The 24,471-nt window shown below is 59.2% G+C and carries 13 protein-coding genes; 10 read left to right on the forward strand and 3 right to left on the reverse strand.

The window, feature by feature from the left end; translation table 11 throughout:
- The first annotated feature begins 21 nt into the window (after window positions 1-21).
- Window positions 22-1,803, forward strand: a complete 1,782-nt coding sequence (locus ACFFK0_RS10990) for an L-fucose isomerase (RefSeq protein ID WP_377470220.1) — start codon at window positions 22-24, stop codon at window positions 1,801-1,803.
- A gap of 445 nt (window positions 1,804-2,248) precedes the next feature.
- Here the strand turns inward: ACFFK0_RS10990 and ACFFK0_RS10995 are convergent, their stop codons facing one another.
- From ACFFK0_RS10995 to ACFFK0_RS11005, 3 genes are read right to left on the reverse strand one after another with little or no spacing between them, the layout of a single operon-like run.
- Complete coding sequence (locus tag ACFFK0_RS10995) at window positions 2,249-4,321, reverse strand: glycoside hydrolase family 65 (RefSeq protein WP_377470221.1); 2,073 nt, start codon at window positions 4,319-4,321, stop codon at window positions 2,249-2,251.
- Entirely contained in the window at window positions 4,318-7,020 is a 2,703-nt protein-coding gene (locus ACFFK0_RS11000; RefSeq protein ID WP_377470222.1) for a family 78 glycoside hydrolase catalytic domain, read from the reverse strand. The genes ACFFK0_RS10995 and ACFFK0_RS11000 overlap by 4 nt, the downstream gene beginning before the upstream one ends.
- A gap of 14 nt (window positions 7,021-7,034) precedes the next feature.
- A complete protein-coding gene (locus ACFFK0_RS11005; RefSeq protein ID WP_377470223.1) occupies window positions 7,035-8,054 on the reverse strand; it encodes a glycoside hydrolase family protein in 1,020 nt (339 codons plus the stop codon).
- A gap of 203 nt (window positions 8,055-8,257) precedes the next feature.
- Here ACFFK0_RS11005 and ACFFK0_RS11010 point away from each other — a divergent pair, with 203 nt between their 5' ends.
- From ACFFK0_RS11010 to ACFFK0_RS11050, 9 genes are all read left to right on the forward strand, one after another.
- Window positions 8,258-9,187: a dihydrodipicolinate synthase family protein gene (locus tag ACFFK0_RS11010; RefSeq protein ID WP_377470224.1), complete on the forward strand. Its 930-nt coding sequence runs from the start codon at window positions 8,258-8,260 to the stop codon at window positions 9,185-9,187.
- A 33-nt stretch (window positions 9,188-9,220) separates the two neighbouring features.
- Window positions 9,221-9,853: an SGNH/GDSL hydrolase family protein gene (locus tag ACFFK0_RS11015; RefSeq protein WP_377470225.1), complete on the forward strand. Its 633-nt coding sequence runs from the start codon at window positions 9,221-9,223 to the stop codon at window positions 9,851-9,853.
- A gap of 970 nt (window positions 9,854-10,823) precedes the next feature.
- Window positions 10,824-12,140 carry an alpha-L-fucosidase gene (locus tag ACFFK0_RS11020; RefSeq protein WP_377470226.1) on the forward strand — a complete coding sequence of 439 codons (1,317 nt, stop codon included), beginning with the start codon at window positions 10,824-10,826 and terminating at the stop codon, window positions 12,138-12,140.
- Entirely contained in the window at window positions 12,137-14,863 is a 2,727-nt protein-coding gene (locus tag ACFFK0_RS11025) for a hypothetical protein (RefSeq protein WP_377470227.1), read from the forward strand. The genes ACFFK0_RS11020 and ACFFK0_RS11025 overlap by 4 nt, the downstream gene beginning before the upstream one ends.
- A gap of 21 nt (window positions 14,864-14,884) precedes the next feature.
- On the forward strand, window positions 14,885-17,299 hold the full coding sequence (locus ACFFK0_RS11030) for a glycoside hydrolase family 95 protein (RefSeq protein WP_377470228.1): 2,415 nt from the start codon (window positions 14,885-14,887) through the stop codon (window positions 17,297-17,299).
- The gene (locus ACFFK0_RS11035; RefSeq protein ID WP_377470229.1) at window positions 17,277-18,263 is read left to right on the forward strand and encodes a sialidase family protein; all 987 of its coding nucleotides are present in this window, start codon (window positions 17,277-17,279) and stop codon (window positions 18,261-18,263) included. Before ACFFK0_RS11030 ends, ACFFK0_RS11035 begins: the two co-directional genes overlap by 23 nt.
- Window positions 18,264-18,369: 106 nt before the next feature.
- On the forward strand, window positions 18,370-20,550 hold the full coding sequence (locus tag ACFFK0_RS11040; RefSeq protein WP_377470230.1) for an MGH1-like glycoside hydrolase domain-containing protein: 2,181 nt from the start codon (window positions 18,370-18,372) through the stop codon (window positions 20,548-20,550).
- Window positions 20,547-21,614 carry a sialidase family protein gene (locus tag ACFFK0_RS11045; RefSeq protein WP_377470231.1) on the forward strand — a complete coding sequence of 356 codons (1,068 nt, stop codon included), beginning with the start codon at window positions 20,547-20,549 and terminating at the stop codon, window positions 21,612-21,614. The genes ACFFK0_RS11040 and ACFFK0_RS11045 overlap by 4 nt, the downstream gene beginning before the upstream one ends.
- Window positions 21,615-21,721: 107 nt before the next feature.
- Window positions 21,722-22,621 (forward strand): helix-turn-helix domain-containing protein, encoded by a 900-nt coding sequence (locus ACFFK0_RS11050; RefSeq protein ID WP_377470232.1) that lies wholly within the window; start codon window positions 21,722-21,724, stop codon window positions 22,619-22,621.
- Window positions 22,622-24,471: the final 1,850 nt, after the last annotated feature.

The raw sequence follows: 24,471 nt of genomic DNA on the forward strand, positions 1-24,471 counted from the left end.
TTTAGGAGGAATCATTCATTTATGACCAGAAACCGGCTCATCGGAAGTATGCCTGCAATTGGAATACGCCCGACGATCGACGGCAGGCGGGGCGGAATCCGCGAGTCCCTCGAGGACGTAACCATGGAGATGGCGCGCAAGGTGGCGGCATTTCTTGAACAGAACCTGCGCCACGCGAACGGCGAACCGGTACGATGCGTGGTGGCGGACTCGTGCATCGGAGGGGTCGCGGAAGCGGCGCAGGCAGCGGAGAAGTTTGCCCGGGCAGGAGTAGGCCTGTCGATCACGGTGACCCCGTCCTGGTGTTACCCGCTGGAGACCATCGATACGGACCCGTGCATCCCGAAGGCCATTCTCGGCTTCAACGGAACCGAGCGTCCCGGTGCCGTATATTTGGCCGCCGCGCTATCCGCGCATAACCAGAAAGGGCTTCCCGCCTTCAGCATTTACGGGAAGGATGTCCAGGATATTGGGGACACGAGTCTGGCGCCGGACGTTCAAGCCAAGCTGCTGCAGTTCGCCAAAGCGGGCCTGGCCGTAGCGACGATGAAGGGGAAGTCGTATTTATCCATTGGCTCCGTTTCGATGGGGATTGCCGGCTGCATCGCAGACGAGGGCTTCTTCCAGAAGTACCTTGGCATGCGCAACGAGTATGTGGATATGACGGAAATTGTGCGCCGCATGGACAGGGGCATCTACGACCAGGAGGAGTTCGAGAAGGCGCTGAAGTGGGTAAAGGAAAACTGCAAGGAAGGTGCCGATGTGAATCCCCCGCAGCTGAAGCGGACCCGGGAACAGAAGGACCGGGATTGGGAGACCGTAGTGAAAATGACGCTGATCGCCCGGGACCTGATGGCCGGCAATCCGAAGCTGGCCGAGCTCGGCTTCGGCGAAGAGTCGCTAGGGCACAACGCTATTGCGGCAGGGTTCCAGGGTCAGCGGATGTGGACGGATCATTATCCGAACGGAGACTTTATGGAAGCGATCCTGACATCTTCCTTCGATTGGAACGGAATCCGAGAGGCCTATATGATGTCGACGGAGAATGATACGCTGAATGCCGCGACCATGCTTATCGGTCATTTGCTTACGGACCGAGCGCAGATTTTTGCAGACGTACGTACATATTGGAGTCCGGATGCCGTTAAGCGGGTGACGGGCAAGGAGCTGACAGGAATAGCGGCCGGCGGCGTCATCCATCTGACCAACTCGGGTCCTGCTTCGCTCGACGCGACGGGGCAGCAGACGGAGAACGGCCAGCCGGCGATGAAGCCGTTCTGGGATATCACGGAGGAGGAAGTGAAGAGATGCCTGGAGGCCACCCAATGGTGTCCGGCCGTCGATTTCTTTCGCGGCGGCGGGTTCTCTACGGATTTCACCACCCGTGCCGGTATGCCGGTAACGATGGCGCGAATCAATCTGATCGACGGCGTTGGCCCTGTGCTCCAGCTGGCGGAAGGCTATACCGTCGAGCTGCCGGAGGATGTGCACGATATTTTGGATCAGCGCACGAATCCGACATGGCCGACGACCTGGTTCGTTCCGAACCTGACCGGAACCGGTGCATTCCGCAGCGTCTACTCGGTGATGAACAACTGGGGCTCGAACCACTGTGCCGTCAGCTACGGCCATGTCGGCCATCTGCTGATCACGCTGGCCTCGATGCTGCGTATTCCGGTGTCGATGCACAACGTGGCGGAGGAGCGGATTTTCCGTCCCAGCGCGTGGAGCGGCTTCGGCGAGATGGAGCATGTAGGTGCCGATTACCGGGCTTGCAGCAGCTTCGGTCCGTTATACGGGTAACAGCCTGTAATCGTAATTCGCATCGGGAATTGTATACTTTTTCATATGGAACGAATAAAGGAGGGGCGGCTGCCCCTCCTTTATTCGTTGATAGGAAATAACCGTTCGACTTCACGACATGATGCGACGTCCAGCATTGCTCATTTCAGACCGGACTTTGGGGAACCAGATGGAGACTTTACTCCACCTGACTAAAGGCGCACCAATAGACGCGGTGGGGGCTTAGTCCGAAAATTAGTTATCAGATCGATGTAAACGTACAGGGGCCTGTACTTTCGCAGATATCGAGCCGTGGAGAGCCGGCCTGACGCAGGTTCCTGCACGATTGCAGGCTTCACTGCTACGAATGACTCAATGCTTCCGTCTGAATCGTATAGCCGTTCGTATTTTGGCCTGGGAGGCGCATACACGCTCCTCACGGTTATCTAGTTTGAATGTTTCCGTGTCAGATCATGGGGACGAGCCCTTCCGCTTGTACGTGCCAAGAGCCGTCCTGCGGAAAGCCGGGGGCGTGCGTCCCGGGAGCGCCATCCCAGCCGCCGGCCATCATCGCTACGGCCGTCAGCAGCCCGCCGTTGCCCGGCAAATAGACGGTCAGCGGTTTGCGCTGGTAGTTGTGCCCATTAGGCAAATACGTATTGGTCGTTTTGTCCATCAGCAGGATGTCGACGGCGGCTTCCGGCTTGCCGAGCCGGGCGGCGGTCATCGCGGTCAGCGGATAATCCCAGCCCCATGTGGCGTCCCAGTTCCACCGCTGCATGACCGCATCGAACGTGCGCCGCATCGTCTCGCGGTCGGTCATAACGCCGGGGAGGAAGCCGAGCGGCGCGAGCATCGTCGGATGATCCTTCAGGTTCGCAGCGTCCGCGAGCGTATGGGGAACCGATTCGGCCGCATCGTACAGTCCATCCGAGACGGGGAGCGGGGACAGGTGACGCAGGACGTGGTCCCATTTCTCCGAGCGGGGCAGTCCGAGTCTTTCTCTCCATACGTTGGCGGTGGACAGGCCGAACGCCCAATAAGCGAGCTCGAACGTCGGATTAATGGTGACGGCATGATCGTAGATTTCCTGAGCGGGGGCGACGGGCGGACCGAGCACGTAGCGCCGCCGCGCTTCGTCCCACTCGGCGAACGACGCCATAAAGTCCGCGCTTTCAAACACGAGCTCCGCATAGGCGTCGAGCGTCGCCCGGCCGCCCTTGATCCGGTAGATCAACTCGGCATAGTAGATCGGATGCGGCTGCTGCCAAATCAGAAACGGTTCGATGTAGCACGGGCCGCCCACGCCGTCCGGGGCTACGCATTTCGGCCAGCGCGCGCCCTCGTAGCCCTGCGAGGCGGCCAGCGCGCGGGCTTGATCGAGAATGGTTCCGTACCAGGACAAATTGTTGGCCAGCAGCTCCGTCCGGTTCCACAAGGCGAAATGAACGGAGTGCCACCAGTGCATTTCCAGATGAAACTTGCCGGCCCAGCTGTTATGAGTCAATCCCGACTCCGCCGACGGCAGGCTGCCGGACGATTGGACGGCGGTCACATATTGGGATAATACGATTCTCCGCTCCAGCTCGGCTGCGCGGGGGTCACGGCTCCCGGCGAGCTCGACGGCGGCGCCGCTCGTCCAGAACCCCGCCCAATGCGAGGCGGCGGCGGACTTGACCGCTTCGAAGCCGGGCAGCTCGCCTTCGGCAGCTTCGGGCACGCAGCGAAAACGCAGCTCGAACTCGTCCCGGTCAGGCGGAGGGACAAGCACCAGCAGATGCGGGTCGGATTCGTCCCGAAGCAGCTTGCCGCCGTCCGACCAGGCCGCCATGAAGCCGTACTCGTCTTCGTCCAATGTACGCCGCAGCACAACCGAGCAAGCGTCCTCGCGGACGGTCTGCGTGCTGTGACGGTCCGGCTTGCCCCAATCGGCAGCCGTAAATTTCCAGGTCCCGTATGGAAAATGAAACGCGATCCGCAGCCGTCCCTGCCCGATTAGCCCGGATCGGATACGAACGGCAATGAGATCGAGCTCGGGATGACAGCAGGTACATACGCGGGCTTCCGTTCCGGACAGCGAGAAGCGGCTGTCGATCATGCCTGTCCATAGGTCGAGCGTCTGCTCGATGCCGGTAATATCATCCGGTCCCGCCTCCTCCCCGGAGGGGAGGTCTAACCGGAAGCCGATCCGGCCTAAATGCAGCTTATGCGGGTTGAACTTCAGCCACTTGTATTCTTCGGTCGTTTGCCCCGCAGGCAAATACGGAAAGCCGATGCTTCTGCCGTTGTAGGTTTGAAATTCGGTCAGCGGGAACGTGTCCGGCCGGTAGCCCTGCGGATTCGGCGACGTATGCCAGGCCCAGTTGGACAAATGGCTGAGCGGTACGCCTCCGTCCGCGTACAGCTCGGGAAACGTCTGCAGTCCTGTCGCGTCGACAGTGAAGGCATAATTGCCGTTGCCAACGGTCAGCGAGCTGAAGCGGTCGAAGCTGCGGATTACCGGATTGTGGCGCTGCGCAAGCGCTTTGCGATCGATCATACGGTTACCTCCCGAAGTGCGGATTCGAACCGGTACCGGCCAGAACCGACGTGCACGATGGCCCAGCCGTCCTCATAGCCGGACAGCTTCACGCCGAATGCGCTGCCGAGGGCCGAACCGCTTTCTGTAATTGTATCCGGCGATGGAGCGGGGAGCCGGATTACCGCCGTGCAGTTCGCGGGGATGTCCGCTTCCAGCTCCAGCCGATGGTCCCCGAAACGCTTCCAGGCGGCGGCGACGCGGCCTGCAGGGATGCGCCGCTCCGCCCTGACTTCGCTTAGCCCCGGAGGGAAAGCGGGCTGCAGGGTAATGAGGTACTCGCCGCTGCCGGGATCGTACCCTCCATCAAGCCCGGCGAGTCCTGTATAGAACCATTCCTCGATATGACCAAGCATAAAATGGTTCTGCGACTTGCCCACCGTCGGACCGTCCCATGCTTCCGTCAGCGACGTTGCGCCGTGCGCGATCTGGTAGCCGTAGCTCGGATGACCGGACTGCCCGGCCATTTCGTAAATAAGGTCGGAGCGGCCGCTCCGGGCAAGGGCAAGCAGCACGAACCGGTGGCCGATGTCGCCGGCGGTTGTGTGATATCCGTGCCGCACGATATTGTCGATAAGCCGCGCTAATACGGCTTCCTTGTCCCGGTCGGCTACGAGCTCCAGCGCGAGCGGCATCGCCTGGGACGTTTGGCTGCCGGTTGCATACAGCCCGGTTGTACGATCGAAGAACTCGACGTTGAACGCCGCCTTGATGCTTTCACGCAGTTCGCCGTATTTGGAGGCGTCGTCCGTACGGCCCAGCAGCCCTGCAATTTGCGAAAATATATCGACCATATGGCAGTACACGGCGGTTTCCGTATGAGCGACGGGCGTAAGCTGCGCGTAGCCCGGGGGCCGCTCGCCGGCGTCGTACCAGTCGCCGAGGCCGCTGCGCACGATAAAACCGTCGCTCGCAGCGGTAACGTAGTCGACATACGCTTTCATTCCCTCGTAATGCTCCTCCAGAATGCGTCTGTTGCCGTACATGCGCAGCAAATTCCAGCCGGTCAGCACATAAGCCGCCCCCCACGACACGGAATCGCGGAAGCAGCGCAGCTCTTCGGCAAATACGACAAACTCCGGTGCGGTGGTCGGCACCATACCGTCCGGCAGCTGGGCGTCCCGAATGTCCTCCATCGTCTTCATGAGCAGCGGCTGCACATCGTAATTGAAGGCAACGGAAGGCCCCATCAGGTATACCTGCTCGAGCCAGCCCAGCTTTTCCCGGTGCGGACAATCGGTGAAGATGCTTTTCGTGTTGCTGAGAATGGCCTGGTTGATGATCTCGTGAATCCGGTTCAGCAAAGGATCGGAGCATGCGAAGGACCCGAATGCGGGCATATCCGGATAAATCATGCAGCCATCAAGCCGGATTAACTGCGCGTCGTCCGAATCGCTTTCGAAGACGCCGACCGGCACCGCCCCTTCGATCTGCACATATCGAAAGCCGTAATAGCTGAACCGCGGCGACCACACTTCGGTTCCTTCGCCGTCCCCGAGCACGTAAGTAAACCGGTAAGGGGATCCGCTCCATTTTTGATTGGCCTTCCCATTGTCCTTCAGCAGCTCGGCCGGGGTCAGCGTGATGACCGCCCCCGGCGGGCCGGACACCTCGATCTCGACCCACCCGGAGAAATTCACCCCGAGATCGGCGACGAATACGCCGGGAGCGGGCTGCGTCCATGCGGCCGGGCGAAACCGTTTCATGACTTTCAAGGCGGGCAGCGCTTGCGCCTTCAGCTTCCCGGCGGGCGGCGCCGCTTCCTCGGCATGCACCCATCGAGCGTCTTCCCGAAAGCCCGGCCGGTCCCAGCCATCCTGCTCGCAGCGGGCATCGTAATCTTCACCGCCGTAGATGCAGGAAAATACGATCGGTCCCGGGGCGGTGCGCCAATCGGTGCCGGAGGCGACAGTCCGCACGGTGCCGTCCGCATATTCGATCTCGAGCTGGATCAAACATTTGGGCCTGCCGAACGAACGCTTGAATTTGGTGTAGCGCCCGCCGGTCACGTTGTAAAATCCGTTGCCCAGCATGACCCCGACGGCATTCGCTCCGGGATGTAACCGGCCGGTCACGTCGTAAACGTTATACAGACACGTTTTGTCGTAGCGGGTCCATCCGGGCTCCAGCACGCCGTCGCCGATCTTGCTTCCGTTCATTCGAAGCTCGTAGTGGCCGAGGCCGCATATGTAAGCTCTCGCTTTGGCCACCGGTTTGTCGTCAAGCAGGAACTCGTGCCGGAACAGCGGGAGCGGGACGATGCGTTCACCGGCATCGGCTTCCGGTGCGGCCATCCAGCTGGCCGACCAGCCGCCGGTCTCGCCGAGCATTCCCGTCTCCCACCAGGAGACAGCGCTTTCCGACATACGCCCTTCCTGGTCCCAGAGCTGAATGCTCCAATAGTATCGGGTCTTCGGCCGCAGCGGAGGACCCTCATAGAGGACATGCGCATGGCTGCAGCCGGTTTGCCGGCCGCTGTCCCATACGCTGCCGCCTTCGCCAAGCAGGCGTTCCTCGTTATCCGAAACAAGGATACGGTAAGCGGTCTGCACTTGGCCGCGTTCGGCAGACGGCGCGAAGCTCCAGCCGAAGGCCGGACGTTCCGCGTCGACCCCGAGCGGGCGGTCTCTTCCGTCGACGAACATCTCGCTAACAAGCATGGCTGCGCGCTCCTTTACGGGTTTGATGGCACGGCAAGCGGCTGTGAAGTTGCGACGGAGATCGTCCGGAATTCCTTGCCGTAATTTTTGGTCGGATCGCCTTCACGGAACTTGCGGCACGAGCAGTAGAAGTGGTATAGGATGCCTTGATGGGTAATGACGGAAGGCTTGTGGGCGAAAATGGCGTCGATCTCATCGCCCGTTCCGACCGTAATGATCGGATCGGGGTGTTTGATCCAGCTCAGCATGTCGGGCGACAGGGCGATGCCTTCCTGCGCTTGTTTGTAGTTGTAACCGAAATAAAACATGACCCACTGCCTGTTGGCGTCGTCGTACAAAACGCAGGGGTCGCTGGCGAAGCCGCAGTCCCAGCGCTCCGGGGTAACCGGCAGGACAGGATTGTGCTCGTACCGCCGCCAATGGAGCAAATCTTCCGAGAAGGCGACTCCGGTCTGCTCGATCCAGCGCCCTTTGTTGGTGTTCTTGGCATTGTAGTACAAGTAAAACGTACCTTCGTGCTTGACCAGGCATTCTTTGTACAAGCCGCCTTTCTCCCAGTCCGCGCCGTCCTCCGGCGTGAGAATCGGTTCGGGCAGCCGGTTCCATTCCAGCAGCCGCTCGTCCTCCGTCCAAGCGATCCCGATTTTGGCCGAGCCTTCCTCGTAGCCGGTTTCGGGGTAGGCATGATAGACGAGCCAATATTTGCCGTTCCATCGCTTGAGCACGGGCGGGGCATCAATCCGGTTTTCCTTCAGGATCCATGTTCCGGCGATGTTGACGGAGTCCCAGGCTCCGTTGTCGTCGCGGGTCAAAATCAGATCAAGATGCTCCCAGCTCAGCAGATCGTCGCTCACTGCCAGCGCAGTTTGATAGCCGATCCCGTCAAAGCCGACATACATCATGTAAAACTTGCCGTTATGCTGAAAGACGAACGGGCAAGCGACAGCGCGCTCGTCGAAAGCGCCGGGCCTGCCGGAGCCGGTCAAGACCGGTTTGCCCCATTTGTAAGGGGTCAAGTAGGGCTCGATATTCAAGCGGATACGCTCCTTTAACGCTGAAAATAGTAGGTTAGATGGGAACTTGCATCCAGCGTACAATTATCCGCTTTCATACAGTGGGGGGGATCGTATCGGATATATAGGCCGATGCGATCGACAGCCTGCGATTGCATTGACATCGCTTACAGCGGAGCTTAGGATGAGGGGGCATAAGGCGGTACGCGAAGGAGTGAAGGCTTATGGCACGGAATATTCCGAACGGGGTGTGGCCGACAATGGTGACGCCATTTACCGGAGCCGGCGAAGTCGACTATGCGGCGCTTGAGGCGCTTGTCGACTGGTATATCGGGCAAGGCGTGCACGGCTTGTTCGCCGTTTGCCAGTCGAGTGAAATGTTTTATTTGAGTCTGGAAGAAAGAGTGCGGATCGCCCGTTTTGTCGTTGAGTCGGCGGGAGGCCGGGTGCCGGTCATCGCCTCGGGGCACGTCTCGGACGGGGAGGATGAGCAAGCAGAGGAGCTGCTTCGTATGGCGGATACGGGAGTAGAGGCGGTTGTGCTGGTCAGCAACCGTCTGGCCGCACCGGAGGAGGGCGACGGCATTTGGCTGGAGCGTGCGCTGCGTCTGCTGGATCGGGTGCCGGGCGTGCAGTTTGGCGTCTATGAATGCCCGTACCCGTACAAGAGGCTGATGACGCCGCAGCTGCTTAGACAGTGTGCCGACACGGGGAGATTTTCGTTCCTGAAGGATACGTGCTGCGACGCCGGACAGCTTGCCGCCAAACTCGACGCCGTCAAAGGCAGCAGCCTGAGCATTTTCAACGCCAATTCGGCGACGCTGCTTGCTTCGCTGCGTTTAGGCGCGGCCGGCTTCAGCGGGGTCATGGCCAATTTCCACCCGGACCTGTACGTTTGGCTCACGGAGCATTGGAGCTCTCAGCCGAAGACCGCCGAAACGGTACAGGCATATCTCGGAGCGGCGTCGCTCATCGAGCTGCAGCAGTACCCCGTCAATGCCAAATATCATTTGCAGCGAAGCGGCTTGCCGCTTGAGCTCCACTGCCGGTCGAAGGATGCGGAGGCGTTCAAAGCCAATCACAGGCTGGAAGTGGAGCAGCTGGACGCACTGTACCGGCTCGTACGGAAGCAGCTTACCGCCGCAACGGCATAAACTATCGAACAGAGAGGAAGCGATCACATAGCCATGCTGCTGCAAAAGAACGACAAAATCGTATTTATCGGCGACAGCATTACCGACAAAGGGCGCAAGAAGGATCCCCTGAAGCTGGGCTCGGGTTACGTTCGGGTGCTGCACGACTATTTGACGGCGGTGTATCCGCAGCTGTCTATCAAAGTGATTAACGAAGGGGTATCCGGCAACCGGATTATCGATTTGGAGAGAAGATGGCTGCTCGACGTACTGGATCACCGTCCGCAATGGGTGTCCGTGTCGATCGGCATCAACGACGTATGGCGCCAGCTGGATTCACCGGAAGCGGAGCAAGTGTACCCGGACAGGTACGAGGCCGTTTACCGCCGTTTGCTCGAGCGGCTGAAGGAGGAAGTTCCGGGCAGCCGGGCGATTCTCATGCAGCCGACGATTATCAGGGAATATCTCGATGCGACGGGCAACCGGCTGCTTGTCCCTTACGTGGAAGCGGTGAATCGGCTTGCCGAGGAGTACGACGCCGTGCTGGTGCCGACGCACCAAGCGTTCCTTGACTTCCTGCAGGCCGGAACCGGCCAGGATCTGACAACGGATGGCGTACATATGAATCCGCTTGGCGACATGCTGATGGCGACGACATGGCTCAAGGCTGTTACCGGAGGCGTGTGACGAGCGGAGGAGAGCAGCTCGCATGGAGTGAGAGAGCTAGGGATAAATTGGAGAGGGCTGCCGGATTCCGGCGGCTTTCTTATGTTTAGCCACGTTCTTGCCGGAATGGACTTCATTTGAATGGTGCGTTTGATCGGAGGCTTCATGCGAAGGCGCAGCCATTTTGCTCATTCATCGGCTATCAGCAGTAAATGCCTGCATTTGCGCTGCAATCAAAATCAGGCAAGCTAGCTGTTTGAGTGATTTTTATATGTACGCAGGCGTAATGGGTATACGCTTTTTTTGCTTCAAGCAAAACCGTCATAAAATCCAGTATGCGGAAAAACTTGTGAGTTTTAACGGTTTCCGAAGCCTTTATTTGGCTCGAGATTTGATGTCTCCCCGATTTAGCGGATTTTGATGGCGTTATGTTCCAGCAATCGGGAAAAATCAAGCCCAATTTCATCCAGTGGTATTCGATAGCACCGCCAAAATCCGCTATTTTGAAGAAAAAGTGCGATAACGCTAAAATGAGACCCTCCAAATCCGCTAACGAACCGCATCAGCCACCTCAACCCCCTGTTGAGAAAAGACGAGGTCATCCCTTGAACGGGAGGCCGCGCTTTATATGTAACTATCATATATAGCTGAGCCCAATAAGACGGCTTATATTACACCGTGAATCTCGCGCGTCTGGAAGACAGCGATCTTTCTTTTCCCATAGAGGGATAAGCGAGAACAGAATGCCCCAATAACGTTAGTACAAATTCCCTGCAGCAGCTAGGCTAACCGAATGCTTTACCTGAGGAATCGGGTTAGCGTGATTCCATCATCCATCAAGTGCGGCACGGCAATACTGCCCGCATACCTGCAAAACTGCAATGCGCCGCCTATATATGCGATAAATTCGGCCTATAGTCGCCTTCCGAATATCAGGTACACTGAACCCCGAGGCAAAACCATCTGTACCGATAAGGGGGAAAGGCTGGCAATGACATGGGAAGCTGAACAACCGGCTGGAGACAGCACCTGGTTTACGCACGACAGGTTCGGCCTGTTTATTCATTGGGGCTTGTATTCGCTTGCGGCGCGTCACGAGTGGCTGCAGGCCAGAGAGCGGCTAAGCGGAGAGAAGTACCGCAGCAAATACTTCGACAAGTTCGATCCCGATTTGTACGATCCCGACCTATGGGCGCAGTTAGCTTTCGAGGCGGGAATGAAATATGCGGTCGTTACGGCGAAGCATCATGAAGGATTTTGTTTGTGGGACAGCAAGCTGACCGACTACAAAGCGCCGAACACGCCGACCGGCCGGGATTTGATCAAGCCGATGGCCGAAGCGTTCCGCAGCCGGGGCATGAAGCTGGGCTTCTATTATTCGCTGCTCGACTGGCATCACCCTCACTACACGATCGATACGAAGCATCCGCTGCGCGGAGACCCGGAGGCTGTCGCCGATAGCGAAAATAAAGATTTTTCCCTGTACCGCGACTATATGTTCGGGCAAACGAAGGAGCTGCTCACGGAATACGGCGATGTGGATTTGCTCTTTTACGATTTCTCGTTCCCGGCCGAGAACGGTTTGCCGGGCAAGGGCAAAGACGACTGGGGCAGCGAGGAGCTGATTCGTCTCGTGCGCAAGCTGCAGCCCCGCATTCTGCTTAACGACCGGCTGCAGATCGGCGGCGACATCACGACCCCGGAGCAGTATATTCCGACCAAGTGGGTGCAGATCGATGGCAAGCGCGTAGTCTGGGAGACGCCGCATACGTTCAGCGGATCATGGGGGTATTACCGCGATGAGGAGTCGTGGAAGAGCGTCGACATGCTGGTCAAAATGCTCATCGATGTGGTGAGCAAAGGCGGCAATTTGCTGTTGAACGTCGGACCGACCGGGCGCGGAGAGTTCGACGAGCGCTCCATCGACCGCTTGCGGGGAATCGGCGCTTGGATGAAACGTCACAGCCGCTCGATCTACGGCTGTACGGAAGCTCCCGGGCATATCCGGACTCCGCAGGATTGCAGGCTGACCTACAACCCGCTAACGAACAGGCTGTATGTGCACGTCTATAGCTGGCCGTTCAAGAGCATTCACCTGTATGGCATGGCCGGCCAAGTGGAGTATGCGCAGCTGCTGAACGACGCGTCGGAAATCCGCTTCAAGCAGGGACGTGTGGAAAGCGGTATCGACAACGGCGCCTATAAGGAAGGACGGGACGAGAGCACGCTGGTGCTGTCGCTGCCGGTGAAGAAGCCGGACGTCGCCGTTCCGGTGATCGAGCTGTTTTTGAAAGGAGACCGCCTATGACGACAGCTGAAGCCCCTGCCGTTGTTCTCTTTATGGAAGAAGACGCGTCCCCGCGGATTGCTTATGGCATCGCCAGGCTGAAGGAAGCGCTGGAACAGTGCGGATACGACGCAGTGACGACTCAATCGTCCCTGAGCTGGAATAACTACCGCACCACTCCGGAGAGCAAGATTTATGTCGGCAACCGCTTCGAATCGGAGCTGCTGCGGCAGCTCGAGGAGAAGGACGTGCTGCTGTACCATTCTCAGGCTCCCGACAAGGAAGGGTTTTATCTCGCGTCGCTGCCCGGCGGCTTGACCGCGGTGTCGGGCGGCAGCGATTCCGGCGCGCTGTACGGCTGTCTGGAGCTCGCGCGCCGCATTCGTGCCGAAGGCCGGCTTCCGCTTGATATCGCATATGGCGACGCGCCGCGGTTTGCGCTGCGGGGGCCGGCGATCGGCTTGCAGAAAATGACCGTGGAGCCGCCGCGCCAAACGTACGAGTATCCGATTACGCCGGACCGTTTTCCGTGGTTTTACGACCGCGGGCTATGGCTTGATTTTCTGGATATGCTGCTGGAGCAGCGGTGCAACGTCGTGTATATCTGGAGCGGCCATCCGTTCTCCTCGCTGGTGAAGCTGGACGATTACCCGGAGGCGCTTGAGGTGACCGAAGAGGAGTTCGCCCGCAACGTGGAAACGTTCCGCTGGCTGACAGAGGAGGCCGACCGGCGCGGCATCTGGATCGTGCTCAAGTTTTATAACATCCATATTCCGCTTCCGTTCGCCGAGAAGCACGGACTCAAGCTGCACCAGCCGAAGCCGCTGCCGCTGACGAGCGATTATTACCGGCAATCCATTGCGGCCTTCGTTCGTTCGTTCCCGAACGCGGGGCTGATGGTTTGTCTCGGCGAAGCGCTGCAGGGGCAGATTTACGGGGTGGAATGGTTTACCGATACGATACTGGCGGGGCTGCTCGAGGGATTGAAGCATTCCGAAGTTAAGGAAAAGCCGCCGATCATTCTCCGCTCGCATGCGATCGAGCCGCAGAAGGTGATCGAAGCCGCGCTTCCGCTTTACCCGAACTTGTATACGGAAGCCAAATATAACGGCGAGTCGCTGACGACATATACGCCGCGCGGCAAATGGCAGGACATCCACAACCGGCTCGGCTCGCTGCAGACGATTCATATCGTCAACGTGCATATTCTCGCCAATCTCGAGCCTTTCCGGTACGGTGCGCCGTCGTTTATCCAGAAGTGCATGCAGGCCGCTGCGTACAGGCTCAAGGCTAACGGCCTTCATCTGTATCCGCTCTTTTTCTGGGATTGGCCGTACGCCCCGGACAAGGCGGAGCCGAGGCTCCGGCAGCTGGACCGAGATTGGATTTGGTACGCGGCATGGTTCCGGTATGCGTGGAACCCTGACCGGGATCCGGACGCCGAGCGGAAATACTGGATCGGCGTGCTCGCCGAACGATTCGGGAGCCGGGAGGCGGGGGCTGCGATTCTGGATGCCTACGAGGCCGCCGGCGAATGCGCCCCCAAGCTGCTCCGCAGATTCGGGATTACCGAAGGCAACCGCCAGACGATGAGTCTGGGGATGACGATGAGCCAGCTGACGAATCCGGAGCGGCACATGCCGTGGCCCGATTTGTGGGAGTCGCAGTCGCCGCAGGGAGAAAGGCTGGAAACCTACATCGCCCGAGAGCTCAGCGGCGAGCCGCATGTCGGCGAAACGCCGCCGGACATTATCGAGGATGCGCTGCGGCACGCTCAAACGGCGGCGGTGGCCATCGCCGGGGCGGACGCCTTCGTGACCAGAAACCGGGACGAATATGAACGCTTGGCCGGCGATATCGCGGCGATCCGTCATATGGTCCGGTCGTACGCGCACAAAGTCCGGGCGGCGATGCTCGTGCTGACTTACAAGCTGACGGCGGAAGGGGATTACTTCCAGCGACTAGAGCTGCTGGAGGAAGCCGCTAGAGAGCTGGAGCAAAGCTTGTCCAGCTACAAGGAGCTGAGCGCGCTGGCCGAGAGCACATATTTGTATGCCAACAGCATGCAGACGCCGCAGCGGAAGGTGCCGATCCGGGGCGGTATGGAATTCCGGCACTGGAAAGAGTGTCTGCCTGTTTACGAGAGAGAGCTGGACAACTTCCGCAGCCATCTGCATGAGCTTCAAACCGGCCGGATGCCGGAGGCGCTGAAGAACCGAAAGGAACCGATTGTGCCTTACCGGGAAGCGCCGTTCAAGCTGCTGTCGGCACATGCGGAAGCGTTCCGGGTGGACAAAGGCGCTTGCGTCTTCACCGACGGCGATATTCACATCGTGGGCTGCGCCGAGGAGCTGGCCGGCCTTACCGGGGTCCGCTTCAGCCAAATGGACGCGGGGCGCAGCGGCGTGGCCGTCGAGCTGGAGCTGGAGCGGCCGGCGAAGGTGCTGATCGGCTATTTCAATTCTCCGGATCAGCAGTGGCTTCAGGTACCGAGTCTGGAGGAGAATACCCATGCCGACGATCGGGGGGGCTACGCGCCGATCCTGCGCAAAGGGCTTCGGTTGTACGCGTATCCGTCCGTGAATGTGCATGCCTTCCAGTATGAGGCCGGACGGCATACGCTCGATTTCGGCAGGGGGGCTTATCTCATACTTGGCGTCATCGCCGAAGACCAAAGCATGCGGGTGCGCGATGTGGAACACAAGAACGACGGCGTCGATACGCTGGATTGGCTGTATGAGTAAGCGCGGAGGGATGCAGGCCTTATGTCAGACAACAAATTGACGATGTGGTATGACCGTCCCGCCGGCTCCTGGTTCGAAGCGCTTCCGATCGGCAACGGCCGGCTCGGCGGCATGGTGTTCGGAGGGACGGAGCGGGAGCGGATCGCCCTGAACGAAGATACGCTGTGGTCCGGAGAGCCCCGCGACACGCTGAACCATGAGGCGGCCGGCTATCTGGATCTTGTCCGCACGCTCATCTTCGAAGGCAAACATGCGGATGCGGAAGCGGTAATTGAAGAGCATATGCTGGGGCCCGACATCGAGTCGTATTTGCCGCTTGGGGATTTGGAGCTTGTGTTCGATAGAGCGGGCGAGACGGCGGAATACCGCAGGGAGCTGGATCTGTCGGAGGGCGTCGCCCGCGTCCGTTACAGGCTCGGCGATGCATACTGCACGCGGGAGCTCCTCGTCTCGGCGGCCGATCAAGTGATGGCCGTACGGCTGGAATGCGAGCGGAAATTTGAATTCACCGCTGTACTGCACAGTCCGCTGCAATTTCGGGTAAGGCTATCGGCTCCGGGCGAGGTGACGCTCACCGGCCAGGCCCCGGTACGGGTGCTTCCGAACACGGTGAAGTCGGACGATCCGATCGAATATGCCGACGGGAGAGGAATCCGCTTCGAGGCGAAGCTGAGGATGATGGCCGAACACGGCCGGGTGGAGGCGAGCGGCGGCAGAATCCGCTTCAGCGGCGCAGGCCCCGTTACGCTGCTGCTGGCAGCAGCGACCAGTTTCGGCGGGTTCCGCGTCGACCCGTCGGCTTCCGGCGCAGATCCCGGAGTGGTATGCTCGGATCGGCTCGCGCAGGCGGCGGCGCTCGGCTACGAGCGCATCAAGGCACGCCATGTCCAGGAATATCGCTCATTGTTCGGCAGATCGACGTTCGAGCTGGGCGGAGCAGGCCCGGGCATAGCGGCTAACCGAAGCATGCTGCCGACGGATATCCGGCTGCAAGCGCTGCGCGAAGGAGCGGAGGATCCGGGGCTGATCGCGCTATTCTATCAGTACGGACGATACTTGCTCTTGTCCAGCTCGCGTCCGGGGACGCAGCCCGCGAACTTGCAGGGCATATGGAACGACAAGATGCGTCCGCCGTGGTGCAGCAGCTGGACGACCAATATTAATGTGGAGATGAATTATTGGCCGGCGGAGCTGACGAATCTGGCGGAATGCCATCGTCCGCTGTTCGATTTCATAGAAGATTTGCGGATCACCGGCAAGGACGTAGCGAGCGTTCATTACGGCTGCCGGGGATGGGCGGCTCATCATAACATCGATCTGTGGCGAACGGCGACGCCTGCGTCCGGCTCGGCAAGCTGGGCGTTTTGGCCGATGGCCGGAGCTTGGCTGTGCCGCCACTTGTGGGAGCATTACGCCTTCACCCAAGACGAGCAGTTTCTGCGGCAGGCGTATCCGGCCATGAGCGAGGCAGCGCTGTTCTGTCTGGATTGGCTCGTCGAGGCGCCGAACGGGGGCCTTGTCACTTGCCCGTCCACCTCGCCCGAGAACAGCTTCATCGCTCCGGACGGCCGAAGCAGCAGCGTGACCCAAAGCGCCACGCTGGACACTGCGCTCATTCGCGATTTGTTCGCGAACTGTTTGGAGGCGGCGCGAATTCTGGGGATCGGGGATGCGCTTGCGGAGCGGATCGAGGCGGCGCTTGAGCGTCTGCCGCCGTACCGCATCGGGGCATACGGCCAGCTTCAGGAGTGGGACGACGATTTCGAGGAGCGCGAACCGGGTCATCGCCATACCGCCCACCTTACTGCGCTTCATCCTCTCGATCAGATCACGCTGCGCGGGGAGCCGAAGCTCGCGGCGGCATGCCGGACGGCGCTCGAGCGGAGGTTGGCCAACGGCGGGGCGCACACGGGCTGGAGCTGCGCCTGGATGATCAACTTCTGGGCCCGTCTCAGCCAGCCGCAGCAGGCGGCCCGCTACTTGCGCGAGCTGCTGGCCGGCGCGCATCCGAACTTGATGAATGCGCACCGCCATCCGAAGGTGCAGCAGGACATTTTCCAGATTGATGGAAATTTGGCGGGCGTCTCCGGCATCGTCGAGATGCTGCTGCAGAGCCATGGCGGCGAGCTGCAGCTGCTGCCGTCACTGCCGCCTCAGTGGGTGCGGGGGAAAATAACGGGCCTGCGCGCACGCGGAGCGTTCGAGGTCGATATCGAATGGGAGGAAGGCAAGCTGCTTCGCGCCCGCATCCGCTCCGAAGCGGGGAAGCCGTGCCGGCTGCGAACGCAGCGCCCGGTCCGGGTCCACGGCGGGACGGCGGTCGTCATCCAATCATCGCCGGAGTCGCACCTCATTGCGTTCGGGACGGAAGCGGGACAGATCTACGATATTGTGCCAAGGAGCCGAATAACGGATGAAATACATGAGACAAGATAAGCAATTTATTTTTGAAGACGACCGTCCTTTTGCAAGCTGTCATGCTTCCACGCTCGAACTGCTTCCGGGCGGGGACATCGTCTGCGCATGGTTTGGCGGGACGAAGGAGAAGGCGGGGGATGTCGCGATCTGGACGTCGCACCGAAGAGAGGGCGGCTGGACGCCACCCGTGAAGGTGGCCGACAAGGAGGGGATCCCCCATTGGAATCCCGTCCTGTTTCGAAGAAACGACGGCGTGCTGTTTCTGTATTATAAGCTTGGCCTGGAGATAAGGGATTGGACGACGATGGTGATGCGGTCTGCCGACAACGGCGTTTCTTGGACCGAGCCGGTTCCTTTGGTGGAAGGAGATTTGGGCGGAAGAGGCCCCGTGAAAAACAAACCGATCGTGCTGCACGACGGGACGCTTGCGGCCCCGGCCTCGGTGGAGCCGGCATGGGATGCATTCGTCGATCTGTCGGATGACGGCGGTGAAACGTGGGTCCGAAGCGAAACCGTTCCGCTCGACCGCAGCCGCTTGCAGGGCAAAGGCATCATTCAGCCGGCGCTGTGGGAATCCGCACCGGGCCATGTCCATATGCTGGCCAGGAGCATGGAAGGGTCGCTGCTGCGCAGCGATTCGGCCGACGGAGGAAGAACGTGGTGCCCGGCCTATCCGACCGAATTGCCCAATAACAACAGCGGAATCGACCTTGTCCGAATGGACGACGGAACGCTGGCGCTGGTGTACAACCCGACCCGTCCGGAGCCCGGCAAGAAGAAGGGCCCTAGAACGCCGCTAGTTATGCGCTTGTCGCGCGATAACGGACTGACGTGGGAAGACGAGCTGCTCCTGGACGAAGGGGAGAAGCAGTATTCGTATCCGGCCGTCATTTCCAGAGGACAACAGATTTATATAACCTATACGTGGAAACGGGAGCGCATCGCCTTCCAGCACATATCGATCTCAGAAAAGCAGGATTGACCTATATTTTCGTAAAATAATACCTCCAATATTTCATCAAGCTGGTATATAATGAGAATCAGAAAACTAAAGTTTTCCAGAACATTCATTGGGAGGATGCGGCTTCATGCTGGCGGATCTAGCGTATTCCCGCGCTGAACAAGAGCTTCGCGCCGGAAGGAAGACGCTGCGGACACGACCCGACGCGCTTCTGCTCGGTTCGACCGGGGCCCGGCTGTGGGCCGATTATGTGGATCCCGCACCCGGCTTTTCCGGCCGATTCGATTTCATACACAAAGTCAACATTCCGCTGCTGTTCACGGTCCATTGCAGCCTCACCGACAGCTATGAACCGTGCCGCACCGAATGGTTTCCGAGTCATCTGCTTATGGAATATAGGGGAAATCGGCTATCGCTGACCGAAATGAAATTCATCACCTGGGACGATTGCGCAGTCAGCTGCCAAACGTGGACGAACAGGAGCGGCGAAGAGCTCGTTCTGCGGTTAGCTGCTTACGAAGGCGCCTTCCGTGAAAGCGGCCGGCACTTGTTCGGCCGGTTTCCGATCGAGCATTACAGCTTCGATATTGCCGGCTGCATCGCCGTCAGCGAACCGGCGCTATTAACCGGTATGCGGCTTCAGCCCGGGCAAACCGCATCGTTCGTTATTGCGGCGTCGCTGGGCATCGCTGGGCAAGACGGAGACGGCATGCTGCTCGCGAGAGCGGCGGCCTATGCTGAATCCGGCCGAACGCCGAGCCAGGTCGCGAACGATCATATCCATCACTATCGTTCTTGGTTCGAGAAAACACCTGTCTTTGCCAGCAGCGATCCGCTGCTTGACCGCACTTGGGCGTACCGATGGTTTGTGCTGAGGCACAATCTGGCCGATCCTAAATACGGCAACTTGAGGCACCCGTTGTTCTATGAGGGCAGATCCCACAAGAAAAGCAAGGAGCCCTTCTCCAAGGGCGGCTGGGAGTTCAGCAAGCTGATCAACCTGTCGGTTCCCCTTCATTTGATGGACGCCAGATGGTATCACGACCCGCATTACGGCGAAGGGCCGCTGCGCAATATGGCCGACTCGCCGGGAGAAGGGGGGATGTTTTGCTGCCTGACGGTCGATACGGTGATGCACTCGTTCGCCAACTTTACGTGCTGGGCCGCTTACCAGCTCTATCTTGTTCACCGCAATCGCGATACGATCGCCGAACTGCTTCCATCGTTGAAAAGTCAAATCGTCGAATGGAAGCGCATACACGGGAACGAGCGCGACGAGCTGCTTATCGAGCATAAGCATACGCGAACCGGCAAAGAGTATCAGCCGAGCTACTGGTACTTCCATAATTATCCGAAGAATCCGAAGGATAAGACGACATACACCCATCTCAAGCGCGTAGATCGCGCCGTGTATCACTATTTGAATACGCTCGCCGTGGCTCGACTGTGCCGGGAGCTGGACGACCCCGATGCGGACAAGTTCGGTACACTGGCGGACAGCATTAAGAGCGATATCCTGGGCAAAATGTGGGACGGAGAAACGGAGTACTTCTACGATCTTCATTACGAGACGGACGAGAAGGCGATGGTCAAAAATATCGTCGGTATCTACCCTGGCTGGGCTCGGATGATTGACGACCGGTACAACGGGATGATCGGCCATCTGCTCGATGAGCGCGAATTCGCCACCAAATGCCCGTTTCCTTCCGTCTCCGCCGATTGCCCGGCGTATTCCAAGGAGGGCGGCTGGATGGGCCATTTCGTCAAAGGACGGAACGGCTGCGTCTGGGACGGTCCAACGTGGCCTTATACGAACTCGATAGCGCTCGATGCGCTGGCAAAGGAAAGCAAGCGCAGAGGGCACATCTTCGACGGCCGGTTCGCCCACTTCCTGCGGGAATATTCGTTCCTTCACTTCCTTAACCGCGACCTGGGTCAACCCGCACTCGTCGAGCATTACAACAGCGCAACCGGCGAACCGCTCAGCGACGAGCAAGAATACAATCATTCGTTCTATATCGATCTTATTATTACGCATGTCGCCGGGCTGACCGTCGAACAAGACCGGATCGTGCTCGATCCCATCGATACGGGTCTCGACTACTTTTGCCTGGATCGGGTGAAGGCGGCGGGTTTCGACGTCCGGATCACGTACCGGAACCCGAGGGCGCTTGTGCCGGACGAACTGCACGGGCTGGAAGCAGGCTACAGGCTGTACATTGACGGCAAGCTTGCATTCTTCAGCGACACGCTGACTCATACAGAACTTGAATTTAGCCAGTTTGTAAAGAAAGAGGTGGAAGGATGAACCGATTTAACGGAATCGTCGCTCCCGCCGAGACGAACCCTCGGGTTCTCGAAGCCTATTTGCCGATTCTGCATCCGAACGACAGCCACGCCGCCAATTTGCTCGAGCTCGATAACGGCGATCTGCTCTGCACCTGGTTTACCGGCAGCGGCGAAGGCAATCCCGACACGAACGTCGTGCTTTCCAGGCTGCCGGCCGGCTCCACGCAATGGACGGAGCCCGTGCAGCTGTCCGGCGATCCCGAGCGCTCCGAGCAAAATCCGGTGCTCTTCCAGGCCCCGGACGGCAAGCTTTGGCTCCTGCATACGTCTAACGAGCCTCACGACCAAAAGACGGCCAAAGCCGTATACCGGATTTCCGAAGATCGCGGTGCCACATGGGGCCCTACCGAAACGTTATGCGACAGACGCGGCATTTTCCTGCGGCATCCGCCGCTTGTGTTGAGGAACGGGGACTGGCTGCTGCCGGCGTATTATTGCAAGCTCGACGGGCATTACAGCGTCGTCCTGATCAGCTCCGATCAAGGCCGTACCTGGAACGAATACGAAGTTAGCGGAAGCGTGCACAGAGTGCAAATGAACGTCGTGGAGCTTACGGACGGCTCGCTGTTCGCGATGTTCCGCAGCAGGCAGGCCGACCGGATTTACACAAGCGTATCGCACGACAGCGGACGCAGCTGGTCGGTGCCCGTGAGGAGCGAGCTGCCCAACAACAATTCTTCGACGCAGGTTGTGAAGCTCCCTAACGGTCATTTGGCTCTAGTTTACAATAATTCATCGATGGAGCGGGACCAGTTCCGCTGGGTTCAGCGCAAGGGAGAATTCCGCAAGAAGCCGCTTCGTACGCCGCTGACGCTGGCCGTTTCGGTAGACGAAGGGCGGACGTGGCCGATGTACCGGAACGTACAGACGGCCGACCTGGAGTATAAGGACAGCGAAATCGGCTATTCGTATCCCTCCATTGTCGCCGGCCGGGACGGCAGCCTGCACATCGCGTTCTCGTATTTGCGCAAAGGCATCAAATATGTCCGTGTAGATGAGTCGTGGGTCAAAGAGGGAATGTAGGAGCAATAATCAGACAGCATAGAAACGGAACCTGCACGCCGAGCGCGCGCGGGTTCCACGCCTCCGCTATTCACGGCAACCTGAACTTTTGGCAAAGGGTGAAGGTCATGGTAGGGAGAATTGATCATTTAGACGGTGAGCGATTTTTTGAAGAAGACTTGAATATCTTTTTGAACCGTGAATTGGAATCGTTTACAACGCTGCAGCATACTCACGATTTCGTGGAGATCTGCTATGTGGGGGAAGGCTGCGGCTATCATTACGTCGAGGATCAGGTGCTTCCCGTGAAGCAGGGCGACTTGTTCGTCATTCCGATCGGCACCTCGCATGTATTCCGGCCGTCTTCGCCGAAGCAGGACAAGATGCTCGTCATTTACAACTGCATCTTCCGGAAGGAGCTGCTCGACAGCTGGCATCACTTATTGCAGAAGGATTCCATCACCTACACCGCGATCTATCGTCCTGCCGAGTGCCGGCAGCGGTGGCTGCACGTTCAGGATAAACACGATACGTTTTCGACCATCATGCAGAACATGTACCGGGAGTACTTAAAGCGGAGCACGGGCTTCGAGACGGTATTGACCGTGATGCTCATTCAAATGATGGTGCAGCTGCAGCGGTTTGAAATGATCAACGAGACGGAAACCGTTTCGTTCCGTTTGCTCGATGAAGTCATCCATTACATCAAATCCAAATATACGCAAAATTTGACCGTGCAGGATGTCGCCGATTATTTCTTTCTGAGTGCCAGCCATTTTCAACGCTTGTTCAAGAAGTCGACGGGGCTCTCATTTACGCAGTACTTGCAAAACGTCCGCATCCAAAAATGCTGCGAGCTGCTCAAGTCGACCGATATTCCCATTTACCAAATTGCCAATCAGGTCGGATACCAGGATATGAAGTTTTTCCATGCGCTGTTCCGCAAAAAGACAGGGGTTACCCCCCGACAATACCGTCAAAACTTCCAAGAGCTCGATGAAGCGGACTTGTCGTACATGCTGCAATAATTATAGGCTGGCCATCGCGATGGAACAGCTTTTTTTGTTCTTTTCCGGGGAATTATGTGAGTCAGATTGGTGCGGTTAAGTCGGGACATGATTCGTACTCGCTTCGGTAAGGCGACGGTTTCGATCGACCTCTCGGACTTCGGCGCATACGGTATCGTTCATCCCGATGTCATAATGAGACGCCCCGCGTTGCTCATTATAGAACAACCTTTTGTCCAGTTGATAGTTTTCGATTATAGATCCATGTAAATGTACAGGAATCTTTTTCCTACCCTGGGATATGTAGAACAATGCCTGCGAAAGTACAGGAATCAGCGAGGCTTAAGCCTATGTCGGGCTGTTGTGAACGAAAAGACTGTAAAATCGCAGTAATCGAATCGTGGAAGAACGAATCTGACACAGGTTCCTCCACTTTTGCAGGCTTTCTTCTACAAATGGTTCACGTTATAAGAAAGGTTACACTCTATCCTTCGGCCGGGGGCAGCGGCGGTGCAACAAAGCCCGAATGGGCGTTGTAGCGGCTGGCCCGGGGGCAGCGGCGGTGCAACAAAGCCCGAATGGGCGTTGTAGCGGCTGGCCCGGGGGCAGCGGCGGTGCAACAAAGCCCGAATGGGCGTTGTTGCGGCTGGCCCTAGGGCAGCGGCGGTGCAACAAAGCCCGAATGGGCGTTGTAGCGGCTGGCCCGGGGGCAGCGGCGGTGCAACAAGGCCCGAATGGGCGTTGTAGCGGCTGGCCCGGGGGCAGCAGTGGTGCAACAAGGCCCGAATGGGCGTTGTAGCGGCTGGCCCTAGGGCAGCGGCGGAGCAACAAAGCCCGAATGGGCGTTGTAGCGGCTGGCCCGGGGGCAGCAGTGGTGCAACAAGGCCCGAATGGGCGTTGTATCGGCTGGCCCTAGGGCAGCGGCGGAGCAACAAAGCCCGAATGGGCGTTGTAGCGGCTGGCCCGGGGGCAGCAGCGGTGCAACAAAGCCCGAATGGGCGTTGTAGCGGCTGGCCCTAGGGCAGCGGCGGTGCAACAAAGCCCGAATGGGCGTTGTAGCGGCTGGCCCGAGGGCAGCGACGGTGCAACAAAGCCCGAATGGGCGTTGTAGCGGCTGGCCCTAGGGCAGCAGTGGAGCAACAAGGCCCGAATGGGCGTTGTAGCGGCTGGCCCGAGGGCAGCGGCGGAGCAACAAGGCCCGAATGGGCGTTGTAGCGGCTGGCCCGAGGGCAGCGGCGGTGCACCAAAGCCCAAATGGGCGTTGTTGCGGCTGGCCCGAGGGCAGCGGCGGTGCAACAAAGCCCAAATGGGCGTTGTAGCGGCTGGCCCGAGGGCAGCGGCGGTGCAACAAAGCCCGAATGGGCGTTGTTGCGGCTGGCCCGAGGCAGCGGCGGTGCAACAAGGCCCGAATGGGCGTTGTAGCGGCTGGCCCGAGGGCAGCGGCGGAGCAACAAGGCCAAAATGGGCGTTGATGCGGCTGGCCCGAGGGCAGCAGCGGTGCAACAAGGCCCGAATGGGCGTTGTAGCGGCTGGCCCTAGGCAGCAGCGGTGCAACAAGGCCCGAATGGGCGTTGTAGCGGCTGGCCAAAGGGCAGCGGCGGAGCAACAAGGCCCGAATGGGCGTTGTAGCGGCTGGCCCGGTGGCAGCAGTGGAGCAACAAGGCCCGAATGGGCGTTGTAGCGGCTGGCCCGAGGGCAGCGGCGGAGCAACAAGGCCCGAATGGGCGTTGTAGCGGCTGGCCCGAGGGCAGCGGCGGTGCAACAAAGCCCAAATGGGCGTTGTTGCGGCTGGCCCAGGGGCAGCGGCGGTGCAACAAGGCCCGAATGGGCGTTGTAGCGGCTGGCCCGAGGGCAGCGGCGGAGCAACAAGG

The organism is Paenibacillus chartarius (genome assembly GCF_042432825.1).
GTDB lineage: Bacteria > Bacillota > Bacilli > Paenibacillales > NBRC-103111 > Gordoniibacillus > Gordoniibacillus chartarius.